The sequence below is a fragment of the Streptomyces canus 299MFChir4.1 genome (assembly GCF_000383615.1).
Lineage (GTDB): Bacteria > Actinomycetota > Actinomycetes > Streptomycetales > Streptomycetaceae > Streptomyces > Streptomyces canus_C.
In genome coordinates this window covers 205,913-221,311 of record NZ_KB911583.1, presented here as the reverse complement: position 1 = coordinate 221,311, position 15,399 = coordinate 205,913, and the positions used below count along the sequence as shown (strand labels likewise).

General features: G+C 68.8%; 22 protein-coding genes and 1 pseudogene. 4 read left to right on the top strand and 19 right to left on the bottom strand.

Annotated features, from left to right (window positions below; translation table 11 throughout):
* Positions 1-51 precede the first annotated feature (51 nt).
* The 11 genes from H293_RS0104920 to H293_RS0104870 form a co-directional block, all read right to left on the bottom strand.
* Complete coding sequence (locus tag H293_RS0104920) at positions 52-852, bottom strand: PD-(D/E)XK nuclease family protein (RefSeq protein WP_020116767.1); 801 nt, start codon at positions 850-852, stop codon at positions 52-54.
* The gene (locus H293_RS0104915; RefSeq protein WP_020116766.1) at positions 849-1,205 is read right to left on the bottom strand and encodes a hypothetical protein; all 357 of its coding nucleotides are present in this window, start codon (positions 1,203-1,205) and stop codon (positions 849-851) included. The genes H293_RS0104920 and H293_RS0104915 overlap by 4 nt, the downstream gene beginning before the upstream one ends.
* A complete protein-coding gene (locus H293_RS49050) occupies positions 1,205-1,504 on the bottom strand; it encodes a hypothetical protein (RefSeq protein ID WP_020116765.1) in 300 nt (99 codons plus the stop codon). Before H293_RS49050 ends, H293_RS0104915 begins: the two co-directional genes overlap by 1 nt.
* The gene (locus H293_RS0104905; protein WP_020116764.1) at positions 1,501-2,178 is read right to left on the bottom strand and encodes a hypothetical protein; all 678 of its coding nucleotides are present in this window, start codon (positions 2,176-2,178) and stop codon (positions 1,501-1,503) included. The genes H293_RS49050 and H293_RS0104905 overlap by 4 nt, the downstream gene beginning before the upstream one ends.
* Complete coding sequence (locus H293_RS0104900; protein WP_020116763.1) at positions 2,175-2,456, bottom strand: hypothetical protein; 282 nt, start codon at positions 2,454-2,456, stop codon at positions 2,175-2,177. The genes H293_RS0104905 and H293_RS0104900 overlap by 4 nt, the downstream gene beginning before the upstream one ends.
* Positions 2,453-2,833, bottom strand: a complete 381-nt coding sequence (locus H293_RS0104895; protein ID WP_020116762.1) for a hypothetical protein — start codon at positions 2,831-2,833, stop codon at positions 2,453-2,455. The genes H293_RS0104900 and H293_RS0104895 overlap by 4 nt, the downstream gene beginning before the upstream one ends.
* Positions 2,830-3,168 carry a hypothetical protein gene (locus H293_RS0104890; protein WP_158694393.1) on the bottom strand — a complete coding sequence of 113 codons (339 nt, stop codon included), beginning with the start codon at positions 3,166-3,168 and terminating at the stop codon, positions 2,830-2,832. The genes H293_RS0104895 and H293_RS0104890 overlap by 4 nt, the downstream gene beginning before the upstream one ends.
* Positions 3,165-3,635: a hypothetical protein gene (locus H293_RS57085; protein ID WP_158694392.1), complete on the bottom strand. Its 471-nt coding sequence runs from the start codon at positions 3,633-3,635 to the stop codon at positions 3,165-3,167. The genes H293_RS0104890 and H293_RS57085 overlap by 4 nt, the downstream gene beginning before the upstream one ends.
* A 131-nt stretch (positions 3,636-3,766) precedes the next feature.
* Entirely contained in the window at positions 3,767-4,075 is a 309-nt protein-coding gene (locus H293_RS0104880) for a hypothetical protein (protein ID WP_020116759.1), read from the bottom strand.
* 91 nt (positions 4,076-4,166) lie between these two features.
* Entirely contained in the window at positions 4,167-4,358 is a 192-nt protein-coding gene (locus tag H293_RS0104875; RefSeq protein WP_020116758.1) for a hypothetical protein, read from the bottom strand.
* Positions 4,355-4,597, bottom strand: a complete 243-nt coding sequence (locus H293_RS0104870; RefSeq protein WP_020116757.1) for a helix-turn-helix domain-containing protein — start codon at positions 4,595-4,597, stop codon at positions 4,355-4,357. The genes H293_RS0104875 and H293_RS0104870 overlap by 4 nt, the downstream gene beginning before the upstream one ends.
* 238 nt (positions 4,598-4,835) lie before the next feature.
* Here H293_RS0104870 and H293_RS0104865 point away from each other — a divergent pair, with 238 nt between their 5' ends.
* A complete protein-coding gene (locus H293_RS0104865; protein WP_158694391.1) occupies positions 4,836-5,288 on the top strand; it encodes a hypothetical protein in 453 nt (150 codons plus the stop codon).
* A 17-nt stretch (positions 5,289-5,305) separates the two neighbouring features.
* The gene (locus H293_RS0104860; RefSeq protein ID WP_158694390.1) at positions 5,306-5,851 is read left to right on the top strand and encodes a hypothetical protein; all 546 of its coding nucleotides are present in this window, start codon (positions 5,306-5,308) and stop codon (positions 5,849-5,851) included.
* Here H293_RS0104860 and H293_RS0104855 read toward each other — a convergent pair.
* On the bottom strand, positions 5,778-7,418 hold the full coding sequence (locus H293_RS0104855) for a recombinase family protein (protein WP_020116754.1): 1,641 nt from the start codon (positions 7,416-7,418) through the stop codon (positions 5,778-5,780). The genes H293_RS0104860 and H293_RS0104855 overlap by 74 nt on opposite strands.
* A 109-nt stretch (positions 7,419-7,527) precedes the next feature.
* Here H293_RS0104855 and H293_RS0104850 point away from each other — a divergent pair, with 109 nt between their 5' ends.
* Positions 7,528-8,037 (top strand): P-loop nucleotide/nucleoside kinase family protein, encoded by a 510-nt coding sequence (locus H293_RS0104850; protein WP_020116753.1) that lies wholly within the window; start codon positions 7,528-7,530, stop codon positions 8,035-8,037.
* On the opposite strand, the pseudogene H293_RS54490 reads toward H293_RS0104850, so the two are convergent.
* Positions 8,021-8,332, bottom strand: a pseudogene (locus H293_RS54490) (GNAT family N-acetyltransferase); the annotation flags it as partial. The gene H293_RS0104850 and the pseudogene H293_RS54490 sit on opposite strands and share 17 nt — an antisense overlap.
* A 247-nt stretch (positions 8,333-8,579) precedes the next feature.
* Here H293_RS54490 and H293_RS0104840 point away from each other — a divergent pair.
* Positions 8,580-8,948, top strand: a complete 369-nt coding sequence (locus tag H293_RS0104840) for a hypothetical protein (protein ID WP_020116751.1) — start codon at positions 8,580-8,582, stop codon at positions 8,946-8,948.
* A 7-nt stretch (positions 8,949-8,955) separates the two neighbouring features.
* Here H293_RS0104840 and H293_RS0104835 read toward each other — a convergent pair whose 3' ends face one another.
* From H293_RS0104835 to H293_RS0104805, 6 genes are all read right to left on the bottom strand, one after another.
* On the bottom strand, positions 8,956-10,335 hold the full coding sequence (locus tag H293_RS0104835) for an NtaA/DmoA family FMN-dependent monooxygenase (RefSeq protein WP_020116750.1): 1,380 nt from the start codon (positions 10,333-10,335) through the stop codon (positions 8,956-8,958).
* Between the two features lie 22 nt (positions 10,336-10,357).
* Complete coding sequence (locus H293_RS0104830; RefSeq protein WP_020116749.1) at positions 10,358-11,554, bottom strand: LLM class flavin-dependent oxidoreductase; 1,197 nt, start codon at positions 11,552-11,554, stop codon at positions 10,358-10,360.
* Between the two features lie 224 nt (positions 11,555-11,778).
* Positions 11,779-12,534, bottom strand: a complete 756-nt coding sequence (locus tag H293_RS0104820) for a GNAT family N-acetyltransferase (protein WP_020116747.1) — start codon at positions 12,532-12,534, stop codon at positions 11,779-11,781.
* A 58-nt stretch (positions 12,535-12,592) separates the two neighbouring features.
* Positions 12,593-13,615 (bottom strand): transporter substrate-binding domain-containing protein, encoded by a 1,023-nt coding sequence (locus H293_RS0104815; protein ID WP_020116746.1) that lies wholly within the window; start codon positions 13,613-13,615, stop codon positions 12,593-12,595.
* A 38-nt stretch (positions 13,616-13,653) separates the two neighbouring features.
* Positions 13,654-14,418: an amino acid ABC transporter ATP-binding protein gene (locus H293_RS0104810; protein WP_020116745.1), complete on the bottom strand. Its 765-nt coding sequence runs from the start codon at positions 14,416-14,418 to the stop codon at positions 13,654-13,656.
* A complete protein-coding gene (locus H293_RS0104805; RefSeq protein WP_020116744.1) occupies positions 14,415-15,398 on the bottom strand; it encodes an amino acid ABC transporter permease in 984 nt (327 codons plus the stop codon). The genes H293_RS0104810 and H293_RS0104805 overlap by 4 nt, the downstream gene beginning before the upstream one ends.
* Position 15,399 lies beyond the last annotated feature (1 nt).

Genomic DNA, 15,399 nt, shown 5'->3' with positions numbered 1-15,399 from the left:
TGTGTGTTGAGTTACGCCGACTGCTTGTGAGTGGCGGGTCTGTGGGTGTGGTCAGGCGATGAGGGCTTGAAGGGAGGCCCCCGGGTTCGAGGACTGCACTCCGGGGCATCCCTGGGAGAGGTCGCTGCTGCCCGGCTTGAGGTAGGCGCAGAAGCGGCAGTTGGGCTTCTCGGGGATGGCGAACTGCTGCCAGCGCTCCGGGTGCGATTCCGGGTCGAGAGCCATGACCTGGTCGCGGATGCGGTCCAGACGAGCCAGCGCGTCCAGCGCGATCTGGCGGTTGTACGCCTCGCTCCACACGTGGACTTTGAGCTCGTGGTATCGGGCGATGAAGACGATGACGACGCGGTCGACGTGCTCGCCGGCGTTCTCCTGGCCGAGCCCGTACAGGTGGGCCTGGATGCGGTACTTCTCGCCGGGGCCCTGGCGCCGGTACTTGTCGTGCGAGCTGGCGCCGACGAGTTTCCAGTCGAGGTTGGCGCGGATCAGTCGGTCGTACAGGTCTGCACTCCCTGTGAGACGCGCGGTCTCGATGGGGCTGTCGCGGACCGTGACGCGGGTCTCGACCTTGTAGCGGGTGCCGCCGAGGGCCTCGTTGCGGGCTTCGAAGCGCTCGCCGATCCACAGGTGGAATCCGGTGCCGATGATCGCGGCGATCGGGTCGCGGGCGTCGTTGCTTTCGGGCCAGTCGAGGATCTTGTAGGCGAGTTGGCGTTCGCACGGTTCGCCGACCTCGGACGGGCCGATGGCTTTCTGCATGGTCCGTGCGCTGTTGGCGTCCGCGTCGATGATGAACTGGCCGATGCGTTCGGCGAGGGTTTGGCTGAACTCGTCGTTCCCGGTGGCGATCACGCGGGGTCTCCGTTCTGTTGTTCGTCGCGGATGGCCTGCCGGAACCTGTCGAGGCTGGCGTCCAGGTCTGAGCCCTCGTAGGCGGGCGCCTCGAACAGGAGCCGGAGTTCGCGGATCTCAGCGACCTCGTCTTCCGGGAGCTGGCCCGGTGCCAGTGATGTCCCGGGCGGCAGTTCGACCCACTCCGCGGCGTCCGAGTCCCAGACACGCTGTCCGGGCTGGCGTGCACCCCAGAGGAGCCGGTCGCGCTCGGACTCCGTGCGCCGAGCTCGCCGCACCTGCAGATAGGTAGCGGGGATACCAACGGCGATGACGAGGATGACGACGAGGACGAGTTCCGTGGTGGTGGTCATCAGACCTGCACCTCCGTCATGACGTGGCGCTCCCACAAACTGGCGAACACGTCGTCGCGGAACTTGTCCGGCGTGACCATGCCGAGGGGCTTGCCGCACTGGCACCAGCCGTAGAACTCGCAGTCGCCGTACTCGACGATCAGGGCGTGTCCGCCAGTGAGGAGGGTTGGGAACTCGGGGTCGCCCAATCCGGTGGGGGTGCGGGGTTCCTTGTCTGCCTGTTCGACGAGGTGGCGGGCTCCGGCGTCGTCGTAGCCGGCGGCGCGGAGGGCGGTGAGGATGTCGTCTCGTGCGGTCACTGGTTGTCCCCCGTGGTGGTGTCGGTGATGTCGGTCCAGCCGTCGGCGTACTCCGCAGGCGAGTAGTCGCCGGAGCTCCAGCCCGCCCCGTGGTAGCGGACCCAGCCGACGGCCGATGGTTCGCCCGTCACGGGGTGGGCGCCGACGGCGTCGCAGCGGAAGAGGAGGTGCAGGGGCGCGTACTCGTAGGTGCGCCCGGCCTCGAAGAACGTGGCGGGCAGCATCCGCAGGTTGTCTGGGCGGATCGCGCCGCGTTCGACCTTCGAGGCGAGCAGCCACACCGGCGTCTCCTCGCGGGCCTTCTTCACCAGCCAGGCGACGACGTCCGCCTTGGGCAGCAAGTCGGCCTCGGCAAGGACCTCAGCCCGGTGGGCGTCGCCGGGGCTCGGCCGCTCCACGGAGGCCAGCTCGTACGTCTCGGCGAGGACGTCCTCCGCGATCGGGTAAAACTCGCCAAGCACCCCGCACACCACGCGCTGGCCGGTCTTCACGAGCACCCACGTGGAGTGCAGTGCGTCGAAGACCTTGCCCGTGAACTCCGAGGTGAGGCCCTTGCCCGGGTCGACGGGGACGAACAGGCCACCGGTGAAGGCGGTCAGCTCGTCGAGGTTGTCGCCGGTCCACTCGATGGTGTCGACCTCGACGGGGAGCTTGCGGTAGCGGACGATGCTCATACCGCACCGCCCGGGGCCTGCTCGCCGCTGGTGATGTTGCGGATCGTGCGGATGTCCGCCTCGTGTGCCGACAGTTGCAGCGTCCAACGCCCGTCGACCTCAGCGTGGAACTTGATGCGGGCGCCCTCGGAGTCCGAGGCGAACTGGCCGTCGCCGATGGCCGCGACCCGCATGCGCAGGGTGTCGTGGGAGACCTGGTGGGCGATGACCTTCTCGATGTGTCCGGACTGCCAGGTGATCTCGTAGACCTGGTGCGGGACGTTCTCGTAGCGGCTCATGCGGCGGCACCGCCCTCACGCTGAGCCGGGATGACGATCTGAGGCCGCAGCACCGCAGCCCCCAGCCGGTCCGCCAGCGCAGCCAGCGCACGACCCCGGATCGGAATCTCGTGACCCACCCGCTCCGCGAGTTTCTCCACGAGGAGCTGCTCCGGCTCCCACCCGTCGTGGTCGCGGGCCATGGCCCGGTCCTCGACGATCTCCATGAGGAGGTCGAGGAGTTCGGGGTCGTCGGCGATCGTCTCGATCACGTAGACGAAGTAGTCCTCGAAGTCGAGGAGCAGGCCGTCGGGGATTCGGCGGGTGCCGATCCGCATGGGCTCGGTGATCGCGGGGCGACGGAACAGGCGGTGGATCGCGAGTCGGATGCGGTTCATCGGGTGGCTCCGTTCGGCCGGGTGGCGAGGAGGATGAGGAGAGCGGCCAGATCCCGGCCGGTTTCGCGGGCGAGGTACGCCGTATGCCGCACGACGTGCACGACGGGGGCCAGCTCGTGACGAGCGGAACCGACAGCCCGGTTGAGGTCGTGGCCCGCGTTCACGGCGGCCTGCCACAGCGGGGACTCGGAACGGGCCAGCTTCGGACGCGGGTCGAAGTCGGCGAGGTCCGCGTCGACGAACACGAAGTACGGGACCGACAGGCCGCCGTACACGGCCACCGCGAGGGACACCATCTCCGCCCACTCGGCGGGGCTATGGGCTTGGTAGCTCACTGGGCACCCGCCTCAGGCAGATCCCGGCCCACCCGGTACGCGTGATGCGTAACCGCGTAGTGCTCGCCCTCCACCGACTTCGGGATCAGCCCCGCCTCGCCAGCCAGCCGGTGGGCCGTCCGCCGCCACGCCGCGCGCTCCGACTCCAACTCCGCGACCCGGGCCCGCAAACGGTCCACCTCGGCCAGCAGCACCACATCGGTGGCCTCCGGGTCCTCCGCCCACTCCCGCGACAGAGTGCACCGCTGGCACATCTCACGCTTCGGGTACTGCGACGGCCCCCACACGTGCAGCGGCCGGTCGTCCTCCGACTCGAACTGAGCGGCCTCACAGTGGGTCCGCTCCCGCCGGATCAGCTCGATTCGGGGGTCAACGCTCAGGGGCTGCGGCGCCGTGCCCACCGGCACCGGCAACACACGCGCCGACCCGACAATCCCGTGCTCCGCCAACTCCGCCAACGTCGCCATCACGAACTCCGGGCACTTACACGAACCCTCGACCGCGTACAAGCCGCGACCGTCCGACGTCACCGCGCGCCGCTCCCAGCACACGCCATCCCTCGTGTTCACGACCAGCGGGTCGTGCGACACCGGGGCGCTCACAGCGACACCGCCACAGCAGCAGGCAGGACCACGGCCACCTCGACCGGAACGTCACGCCACACCGTCTTCAGCACGTGCCGGCGCACCCGCTGCCCACGCAACTCGAAGGTGTCCGCCGCCGCCCGCACGCTGCCGCCGAGGACCTCGGCGTACGCCGACAGCGACTCCATGCCGCCGTAGAGGCTCCCGTGCAAGTCCGGGATGATCGAGCCGATCGACCAACCGGCCTCAGGCAGGTCGGGGTGCTCCTGGAGGAGCTGCACCAGCGCGGTTGCCGCGCTGAGCTGGGTAGAGTTACTGGTCACGGGGACCTCTCTTTCGTTCTGGTGATGGGGTCGCCGAGTCGGGGGCTGCTCGGGCCTGGCAGTCGGAGCGGCCCTTCGGCGTGGATTTGGATCAGGCGGCGTCGGCCGCAGGCCGGACGTCAGGAGCCGGCCGGGGCGCCGGAATCTCGCCCGCGGGATTCGTCATGATTCGGCGGAGCTCTTCGACGAGTTCGTCGCTCGGCTCGGGGGCTGCTTTCACCCGGGCGTGGATCTCGGCGACGGTCTCGGGGCCGAGGATCGCGAGGCGTTCTTCGCGGGTCATGCGACCGCCTCGGCGGTCTGTTCTTCCTCGTCAGGCACCCGGTCCATGAGGGTGCGAATGTCGAGGTCGTACGCATCTGCGATCCGAAGCGCAGAGATCAAGTCAAGTTGCGACTCTTCACGGAAGATGCGGTACGCGCTACTGACGGCGATGCCGGTGGTCGTAGCGACGCTGTAGGGGGTTTTGTCGCCGTGCTGCGCGGCGATGGCGCGGAGCCGGGTGACGTTGAGTCGGTACACGTGTGTAGGCCTCCCTTCGCAGGTGGCGAGGCAAGTTTCCCTGTCGAGGGAAACTCTCCCACACGCATTCCCTCCCTAGCAAGGGAATGCCCTGTTGAGGGAAGGATGATTTTTCGTGCGAACATGCGTTCGAGTACGCATGTGGCCTGCGTTAATGCAGGTCAGTGGCCGAATGGCGACTTTCCCTGGAGAGGGAAGCAGTGACTATTCCCTCCCCAGGGAAGTAAAGTTTCAGGACATGACGGATGCCCCCACCACGCGGGAAGAGAAGTTCTTCGCGCTCGTCTACCCGGCCCTCGTAGAGCATGGGTACACGGCCTACCGCGGCCAGCAGCGCCTGGTCGCCGACACAGGCATGAACAAGAGCACGGCCTCGCGGCTCATCAACCGCGAGGGGATTCCCCATGTCCAGTTCTTCGCTTCGCTCGCAAACGTGCTCCGTCTCGACCTGCTTGACCTCCTTGAGGCAGCAGAAATTCTGCCCCCCGGCTACCGGCAGTCTCAACAGACACTGTCCGAAACTAAACAGTCACAGGTAGGGTCTGGATCTATCACTCCGGAGGAGGCGGCGGACCAACTGGGCTTTGAAGGCCTGGACCGGTTCATGTTCCTCGCCATGGTGGACAAGCTCAAGAATCCTCAGGCTGAAGACGAGGACGCCAACCCCGGAGGCACGGCAGCACAGATGTAAACCCCGGGGGTGTGCACATGAGGTCCACGGCCAACAGCAGGACGGCCACCGCACAAGCCACAGGCGTCCTGATCGCAGGAATCGCCTCGACCGCCTACAGCGCATACCACAACCACTTGGCAGGCTCCATCACAGGAGCCTGCCTCGTCATTTCAGCACTCACCTGGGTCTCCCTCATCCGCATAAAGCAGTGGGTCACCAACACCAGCAACGAGCGCCGAACCCTCGCCGAGGCCACCCGCGCCGCCGACGAGGAACGCAACCGCTACGTCGCCGCGCAGGCCGCGGCAGAGATCGAGCACAGCCGGCGCCAGCAGGACCTCGCCGCGGAGAGGGCCAGCATCGAGGCCCGCCTCACCGCCGAACGCGCAAAGATGCGCCGAGACTTCGAAGACGAGCGGGCACAGATCATGAGGGACGCCTTCCGTACCGGCGTCGAGATGGAACGTGCCGGCATGCTCAAGCCCGACGCGCCTCAGATCGGCAATCTCATTCAGTTCCCGAAGGACCTTCCGACCCAACAGCGGGAGCGTTCGCGGGAGCACGGAGTGGTCGGTCCCTGAAACCCGGCTCCCCCACAAACGACAGCGTGATCCGTCCCGGCTCCAGACGTTGAATCCCTGGCCTGGACGCCTTCCACAAGCGCACGGTCACCACCTTCCTGATGACCTCCCGCTTCTGTTCCATCGTCAAGCCCGCGACACCTGGCCGCCCCTCCCCCTCCGGCACCCCGTTCCACACCACGTCCGGGTCGGGCGCGCCGATGAGTGCCAGCAGCACAGGAGGAACCCCGGTCACTGTCCGGAGCGTCTTCCGCTCCGCCTCCAGCTTGGGCGACAGGCTCCGCTCCATAGACGCGAACGCTGACGAGGACAGCTTGAAGCGGCCCGTCTCCTCGTCGAACTCCTCGGACAACGCCTTCGCCTCGGCCAGCTGCTCCTCGTAGGCGTTGATGCGGCGCTGCGCAGCCGACACCTTCTCCTGGACGTTGTCCCCGCTGGGCACGAGAGCGGAAGTGGCCCGGCCCTTGTCCGTGAACCAGGCGATGACCGCCTCCTCGACGTAGGAGTCGATGACGTCCTCACGGATGACGGTGTCGCGCTTCTCCGAACAGTGCAGCGCCGACCGCCCCTTCGTGCTGCTTGGCCGCGCCTTCAGCAGAGCATGATCACCGCAGGGCCCGCAGAGCCCGATGAGCGACAGGAGATGCACAGGCGCCGACCCGCGCTGCGTACGCCGGCCCGAGTCGGTCAGCCGGGCCGTGACCCGGTTGAACATGGCACGGCCCTCCGGGGTCTCCAGGCCGCGGATCGGGGGCCAGGTCGCCTTTTTCCAGTTGCCTCGGTTCTTCCGCTCCCCCAGGTAGGCGCGGTTGAGGAGCATGAGCCGGACGTTCTGTGCCGTCCACGGGTAGCCGAACGGGCGGGCTGCATCCTCTTCGCTGTTGAGCCACTTGACCAGAGAGCCCACCGAGCGGCCCTGGTCGATGTGCACCAGCGCGCGGTAGACGTACTGCCCCGTCTTCGGGTGCTCGTACTGCCGGACGCACCGCAGCTGCCCGTTGACCGTCTCGTAGTCGCGGGTGTAGCCGAAGAGCAGCCGCCCGTGCGGGTCACCGGCATCCGCGGTGCGGGCGGCAGTGCGTAGGTTTCGGTCGCGGATGTCGTCAGCTTCAGCCTCCGCGTCGATGGCGTGCTGGGCAGTGGCCTTCCGGTCGTCGCTGCGGCTGAGGTCGTAGACGGTGCCCTTGTAGCAGAGCAGCACTCCGGAGCTCATGCAGGCGGCGCGGAGGCGTACGTAGGCTTCGAGGTCTCTGTAGTAGCGGGAGGCTTCGTAGGCGACGACGATGCGAATGACTCCTTGGGTGGGGGGTGTGTCTTCGATGGTTTCGAGGAGTTCCTCGAAGTCGTCGCGGGCCTGCTTGGCGTGACGGGAGGCGGACAGGCCGGTGTCTTTGAACTCCTCGGCGACGTGCCAGTTGTACTCGCGGCAGAGGGTGCGGCCCCATCCGAGCTGGTCTGCGACGCTGTCTCCGCGTTTGTTGGGGTCGCGGGAGGCCCGACCGTAGAGCAGTGCCTCGAACCGTGTGTTCGGGAAGACGAGGTGCAGGTACGAGGGGTCAAAGGCCATGGGTGGAGCCTACTCCTGGCCGGGTACCCTTAACTGCAATATCGGGGGAGGGAGACGTACTTCCGGCCACACGGCGTTCAGCGGGAGTCCCCGGTGAAAGAGTGGGGGCATGCTGATCGTCATCGGTGGCCTCCCCGCCACCGGCAAGACCACCCTTTCCCGGCTCCTGGCGTCCAGGACGAACGGCGTTCATCTGCGGGTCGACACCATCGAGCAGGCGATCGTCCGCTCCGGATTGGCGCGGCATCCCGTGGGCCCGGTGGGCTATGTCGTGGGGTACGCCCTCGCCGAGGAGCACCTGCGGCAGGGGCTCACCGTGATCGCCGAGTCGGTCAATCCGCTGGCCGTGACGCGCGACGCCTGGCGCGACGCCGCCGTACGGGCCGGTGCGCCCGTCCTGGAGGTGGAGGTCGTCTGCTCCGACCCGGACGAGCACCGGCGCCGCGCGCGTTCACGTTCGGTGGACATCCCCGACCTGCCGCTGCCCGACTGGGTGCAGATCGCCGGGCGGGACTACGAGCCGTGGAACCGGGATCGCCTGGTCGTCGACACCGCCGGTCAGGAGCCGGAGAACTCGCTGGCCCCGCTGATCGACGCGGTCCTCACAGCTCGCGCGTGAAGACGACGCGGTCGTGGCCGGGGCCGTCGTAGTCCTCCACCACTCGGTCGCAGAAGCCGAGGCTGCGGTGGAAGGCGATGGAGCCCTCGTTGGTGACCGAGGTGATCGCCTTGAGGCGGGCCGCTCCCTGACGGCGGGCGGTCTCGGTGAAGGCCTCGTAGAGGGTACGGCCGAGACCGGTGCCGCGGGTGTCGTCGCGGGTGGCGATCAGGTGGACATATCCGGTGCGGTCGGGGGTGACGAATCCCAGGAGGTAGCCACGGATGCCGTCCTCGGCTCTGGCGACCAGGCAAGTAACGGGCGTGGTCCTCCAACACCTGGTGGAGGACGGTACGGACCGACACCTCCAGCTCCGCCGCTAGGTGACGAGCCGTCATCTGCCTGCGGGACTGGAGGCGGAGCAGGAGGGACAGCAGCCGGTCCGCACGCATCGGGCGATCACCTCATCGGCGTATGCCTGACGGCCGTATACCTGACAAAGGATGTCAGCCATACGGTCGTAGCGTCACCTGTGAAGCCCCCGATCAGCAAGGAGACAGCACGTGATCACCGGATACGTCATCGGCGAGAGCCTTCGGCCCGGCGCGGCGTTCGGGCCGCGCGGACTGCGGTTGCGGAAGGTCAGCAGGGTCGAGATCGACGGGGCGAGTGACGCGCAGCCGCCGGTGTGGACGCTCGTCGAGTGGGAGACCGACAGCGAGGACGTCGGTGCGCTCGCGGACACGCTGGCCTCGGCGCTGGAGCCGGAGAACGGCTGGTACGCCGACTTCACGGCCGGGGACGAGCGCGTGGTCGTCTTCGCGGGCAAGGTGTTCCGCTATCGGCGCGGCGACGAGACGGGCCGCGCCGAAGCGGTGGCGTACGGGCGGTCGGTGGGGACGCCCGGGCATCAGCTGGACTGGGAGGAGTGACCTCGTTTCACGACGCCACCCGCTGCTCGTCCTGGACGTCGTCGGGGTGGGCGAGGCCCAGGTGGTGGCGGAGGGTCGGGCCCTCGTAGTCGGTGCGGAAGACGCCCTGTTCCTGGAGGAGCGGGACGACCTTGTCGGCGAAGGCGTCGAGGCCGGTCGGGGTGATGTGCGGGACGAGGATGAAGCCGTCGCTCGCGTCGGCCTGCACAAACTCGTTGATGGTGCGGGCGATCGTCTCCGGTGAGCCGATGAAGTTCTGCCGGTTGCCCGTGTGGATGACCAGGTCGCGGATCGACCAGTTGTTGGCGGCGGCCAGCTCGCGCCATTCACGGGCGGTGGCCAGCGGGTCCCGGTACATGCGGACCTGGGCGCGCCCCTTGGAGATGTGGTCGTCGCTGACGTCCGGGTCGATGTCGGGGAGCGGACCTTCGGGGTCGTAGGAGGACAGGTCCCGGTTCCAGACGAACTCCAGGTGCTTGAGGGCGGTGGCCCCGCTGACCTGCTGGCGTCGGACGATCCGCGCCAGCTCCTCGGCCTCGGCGTCGGTGTCCGCGAGCGCGAAGGAGGCGGCGGGCAGGATCAGCAACTGGTCATGCCTGCGGCCGTACCTGGCGAGGCGGTTCTTGACGTCGGTGTAGAAGGCCTGGCCCTCGGTGAGGGTGGCGTACCGGCTGAAGATGGCGTCGGCGGAGGAGGCGGCGAACTCGCGGCCCTCCTCGGAGTCGCCGGCCTGGAAGATCACCGGGCGGCCCTGCGGGGAGCGCGGGACGTTGAACTGGCCGTGGATGTCGAAGTGTTGACCGGTGTGCACGAAGGAGCCGGCCTTCGCGTCCCGCAGGAACACACCCGAGGCCTGGTCGGCGAGGATCTCGTCGCCGTGCCAGGAGTCGAAGAGCTCCTGGGTGGTGGCGAGGAACTCCTTGGCGCGTGAGTAGCGCTCCGCCTGCGGCAGGAAGCCGCCGCGGCGGAAGTTCTCACCGGTGAAGGCGTCCCAGGAGGTGACCACGTTCCAGGCGGAGCGGCCCCCGGAGAGGTGGTCGAGACTGGCGAACTGGCGGGCCACCTCGTACGGCTCGTTGAACGTGGAGTTGATGGTGCCGGTCAGGCCGAGGTGTTCGGTGACGGCGGCGAGCGCGGCGAGGATCGTGAAGGTGTCGGGGCGGCCGACGACGTCCAAGTCGTAAATCTTTCCGCCCTGTTCACGGAGCCTGAGTCCCTCGGCGAGGAACAGGAAGTCGAACTTGGCGCGTTCGGCGGTCCGCGCGAAGTGCGCGAAGGAGCTGAACTCGATATGGCTGCCGGCCTCGGGGGCGCTCCACACGGTGGTGTTGTTGACGCCCGGGAAATGCGCGGCCAGGTGGATCTGCTTCAGCGGCTTGCTGCTCATGTCGGTGCGGGTCCTTCCGGCTTCAGACGGCGGCGTAGCGGTTGGCGGGGCGGGCGAGACCCAGCAGGCCGCGCAGGGTGTCGGCCTCGTAGGCGGTGCGGAAGGCGCCCCGGCGCTGGAGTTCGGGGACCAGGCCGCGGGTGATCGCCGGGAGGTCGTGGCCGAGGACGGCGGGCCGCAGCCGGAAGCCGGTGATCCCGGCCACCTGGAACTCGCCCAGCAGATCGGCGAGTTGGGTCGGAGAGCCGGTGAAGACGCGGGCATCGCTCGTGTACGGCTCGCCCGCGAGCGCGTCGAGACGGTCCCGGCGGGCGGCGGCCGCCGCCGGGTCGTCGTCGAGGAAGACGACCAGGTCGCCGAAGACATGGAGGAGGGCGTCGGCCCGCCCGGCCGTCTCCTGCTCGGCGCGGATCTCGGCGACGATCGCGCGGGCCTGGTCGACGTCGTGCGGGGTGACGTAACCGACGTCCGCCTGACGGGCGATGAGCCGGTAGGGGACGGTCTGGTGGCCGAGTGCGGTGACGAGGGGCTGGCCTTGCGGCGGGCGCGGGGTGATGGAGGGGCCCTTGACGCTGAAGTGCTGTCCCTCGAAGTCGATGTAGTGCAGCTTGTCCCGGTCGATGAAGCGGCCGGTGGCGGCGTGGCGGATCTCGGCGTCGTCCTCCCAGCTGTCCCAGAGCCGGCGGACGGCCTCCACATGGTCGGCGGCCTCGTCGAACAGGTCGGTGACGAGTTCCTGGGCCTCGGGGCTGTCGTATGCCTCGATCGGGGAGATGGTGCGGCGGCCGAAGTGCGCGGCCTCGTTGGGGCGTGCGGTGATCTGGACGCGCAGGCCCGCCCGGCCGGTGCTGACGTAGTCGAGGGTCGCGATGGCCTTGGAGATGTGGAACGGCTCCGTGTGGGTGGCCACCACGGTCGGGACCAGGCCTATGTGCCGGGTGAGCGGGGCGATGCGCGAGGCGATGAGAACGGCGTCGAGCCGGCCGCGGACCTGGTCGGTGCGCTCGTCCGGGTCCAGGAAGTGGCTGGACTGCGGGCCGAGTCCGTCCTCGATGGTGACGAAGTCGAGCAGGCCGCGCTCCGCCTCGGCGACCAGGTCGGCCCAGTATCCGGCGGTGAACAGCTCACGGGGCCGGGCGGCCGGCTCGCGCCAGGAGGCGGGGTGCCAGCCGGTGCCGTCGAGGGCGACGGCAAGATGCAGCGAAGACGAAGGGGACACGGGTAAGTGCCTTCCTGGAGATCCGTACGAGAGGGCCGGCCCGCAAAGGCGCGGGACGCGGCGGCTGGGGCAGCAGACGGGTCAGGAACAACAGAGCGCGGTGGACACGCGCTGGAGATCGATGTGCGCCCGGGAGTGGAGGTGGGCGGAGCGGAGTGTGCGGATCACGCCCGTCACCTCCTCCTTCTGGGTGCGCGAGGGCACCCGGCAGATCTCGTCGTGAGTCACAACGCGGTGGCTTCGCGGGTTGTTCCTGGACTGCGGACCAGCAGGATGGGCGAGCGGCGGCGCAGGGTGAAGCCGATCGACTCGTAGAGCCGGATCGCCTGCGTGTTGTCCGATGCCGCGTGCAGGAACGGGGTGTCGCCGCGCTCCCGGATCCCGGCGGCGACCGCGCGGACCAGCCGGGTGGCCAGGCCCCGGCCCCGGTGGGCCGGGTCGGTGCAGACCGCGCTGATCTCGGTCCAGCCGGGCGGGCGCAGCCGCTCGCCGGCGAGGGCGATCAGGCGTCCCCGATCCCGGATGCCGAGGTAGGTGCCGAGGTCCATGGTCCGCTTGAGGAAGGGGCCCGGCCTGGTGCGGGCGACGAGGTCCAGGATCTCGGGCACGTCGTCGGGGCCGAGCCGTACCGTCTCAGGGGCGGGCTCGGCCCGTAGAGCGGTGTCGACGAGTTGGACGCCGACTCCCCCGCCGACGATCTCCCACCCGTCCGGGACGTGCTCGACGGGCTTGATCCGTACGGTGGTTCCGGGGCCGACGAGGGTGTGCAGGTCGTCCCAGGCCGCCGGATCGCCGGGATCGGCGAGGGCGGCGAAGGCGTAGACGTCCGCCGGGTAGCGGGCGGCACGGCCGACGCGTTCGGCGAGGTGGGCGTGGGGGCCGGTGAGGGCGGCCCATACGGCGTTGTCGAGGACGGAGATGTCGGGTGCGCTGGGTCTCAGGCAGGCTCCGCCTCCGCGGAGTTCGGTCTGCTGGGCCATGGAGGCGGAGTCCTTTCCCAAGTCAACGGATGTGCGTGCCAGGCTTTCTGATCAGTGATCAGGAGTTGTCGAGCGGCAGCCCGGGCGGGTTGACCTCCGACTTGGAGACGGCGTCGTTGGAGAGGTTCCACGCGGCGAGCCACTTGGCGTACTGGCCGTTGTCGATCAGGTGGTTGATCGCGTCGGCGAGGGGCTTCGCGAGGCCGCTGTCCTTCTTGGCGGTCGCGGCGATCAGGCCCTGGAGCGTCTCGCCGGCACCGGAGTACTGGCCCGCGATGCGGGTCGCGTTGGGTGTGCCCGCCGTCTGGGTGACGTGGTAGGAGGAGTTGGGGCTGGGGCCCAGGTAGGCGTCGATCTTGCCGCTGCCCAGGGCCAGGTAGATGCTGGGGCTGTCCTGGAAGTACTTGATGGTCAGCTTCTTGCCCTCCTTCTTCAGCTTGGCCTGCCACTCCAGCAGGATCCGCTCCTGGTTGGTGCCGGCGCCCACCGAGACGGTCTTGCCCGCCAGGGCCTCGTAGTCACCGTCGAAGGTCCACTTCGACGTCTTGAGCGTCTCGAAGGCGAGGTCGTCCTTGCGGTAGGAGGCGAACTCGTACTTCTGCTTGCGCTCCTCGGTGTCGGTGATGTTGGAGAAGCCGACGTTCACCTTGCCGCTGTCGATGCCGACGAAGAGGTTCTCCCAGGTGAAGCGCTTGACCTCGGGCTCGAGTCCGAGGACGGCGGCGACCAGGCGGGCCAGGTCGGTCTCGGAGCCGGTGAGGGTCTTCTGGTCGCTGCCCACGAAGCCCAGCGGCGGGGAACCGGAGGGCAGGGTGCCGGACCCGATGACGAGCTTGCCGCTCTTCTTGACGGCGTCGGGCAGTTCCGCGCTGATGGCCTTCACCTCGGCGACCTTGAGGGTGGTCTCCTTGGCGGCGCCGTTGGAGAGCCGGCCCACGGTGACGGTGCCGGCGCTGTCGGTCGTCCTGGTGGCGGCGTCGCTGTCACCACCGCAGGCGGCGAGCCCGCCGGCGAGGGCGGTGACGGTGGTCGCCGCGGTGAGGCCGCGTATCAGGCTGCGTCGGGAGAGGTGGGTGCGCATGACTGTCCTTGTCGATCGGGAGGGGCAAAAAAAGGGGCTCAGAGGACCTTGCTGAGGAAGTCCCGGGTCCGCTCGTGCCGCGGCCGGTCCAGGACCTCGGAGGGTGGGCCCTGCTCGACGACGCGTCCGCCGTCGAGGAAGACGACCCGGTCGGCGATCTCACGGGCGAAGCCGATCTCGTGGGTGACGATGACAAGCGTGGTGCCGCTGGTCGCCAAGTCCTTGATCACCGCGAGGACTTCGCCGACGAGTTCCGGGTCGAGAGCGGAGGTCGGCTCGTCGAAGAGGATGACGCCCGGACGCAGGGCGAGCGCGCGGGCGATGGCCACGCGCTGCTGCTGGCCGCCCGACAACTGCCGCGGATAGGCACCGGTCTTGTCGCCAAGTCCGACCCTGCCGAGGAGTTCACGGGCCAGCTCCTGGGCGGCCGCCTTGCCGAGCTTGCCGGTCGCCACCGGGGCGGCGGCCACGTTGTCGAGGACGGTCAGGTGCGGGAAGAGGTTGAAGTTCTGGAAGACGAACCCGATCCGGCCGCGCTGGGCCAGGATGGCGCGCTCGCTGAGCTCCTTCAGCCGGCCGCCCTGCCGGCGGACGCCGATCAGCTCGCCGTTGACGCTGACGTGGCCGATCTCCGGCTTCTCCAGGTGGTTGACGACCCTGAGCAGGGTGGACTTCCCGGACCCCGACGGGCCGAGGATGACGGTGACCTCGCCGGGGCGCACGGTCAGGTCGACGCCGTCCAGGACGCGATGGGGGCCGTACCACTTGTGCACGCCGTGCACCTCGACGGCTGCCGCGGTCATACGGCGGCCTCCCTGCGGATGCGGGCGCGCAGGTCGGTGAGACCGGCCCGAAGTTTCTGGAGCGGGGTCGGCGGCAGGGAGCGGGTGGCGCCCCGGGCGTAGTACCGCTCGACGTAGAACTGGACGACCGAGACGGCGCTGGTCAGGGTCAGGTACCAGACGGTGGCGACCAGCAGCAGGGGCACGATGTCGCCGGGGTAGGTGGCGCCCATGGACTGCACGGTGCCGAACAGGTCGAGCAGTGAGACGTAGAAGACCAGCGAGGTGCTCTTGACGAGGCCGATGAGCTGGTTGACGTAGTTCGGGGTGATGGAGCGCAGCGCCTGCGGAAAGACGATTCTGCGGAACTGGTAGCTCTTCGGGAGACCGAGGGCGGCGGCCGCCTCGTGCTGGCCCTGGTCGACGGAGAGGATGCCGCCGCGGACGACCTCGGCCGCGTAGGCGGCCTCGTTGAGGCTGAGGCCGATGACGGCGATGGCCATGTCGGTGGCGAGCCGTGACTCGTCGAAGCTGAAGAAGGCCGGCCCGAAGGGCACACCGACGCTCAACGTCTTGTACAGGGCCGAGAAGTTGTAGAGGAAGAGCAGGACGACGATCAGCGGTATGGAGCGCAGGGCCCAGACATAGGTCCAGCTCACCGCCCGGAGCACCGGGCTCTTCGAGAGCCTGGCCAGGGCGAGGAGGATCCCGCCCAGGAGCCCCAACACCGCACTGTAGGCGGTGACTTCGAGGGTGATGAGGAGCCCGTCGAGGACGGTCGGCCGCAGGAACCAGTAGCCGAAGCGGTCCCACTGGTAGAACGGGTTGGTCGCCAGACCGTGGACGAACTGGGCCGCAACGACCAGGACGACGGCGGTGGCGATCCAGCGGCCGGGCCGCCGAAGCGGCAGAACTCGCTGCGGGGCGGGTGGTACTGACGGTACGTCGGTTGGCGGCGGCGCCTCGGTGACGGAGACGGCGGCGCCTGGGGGTTCACTCATG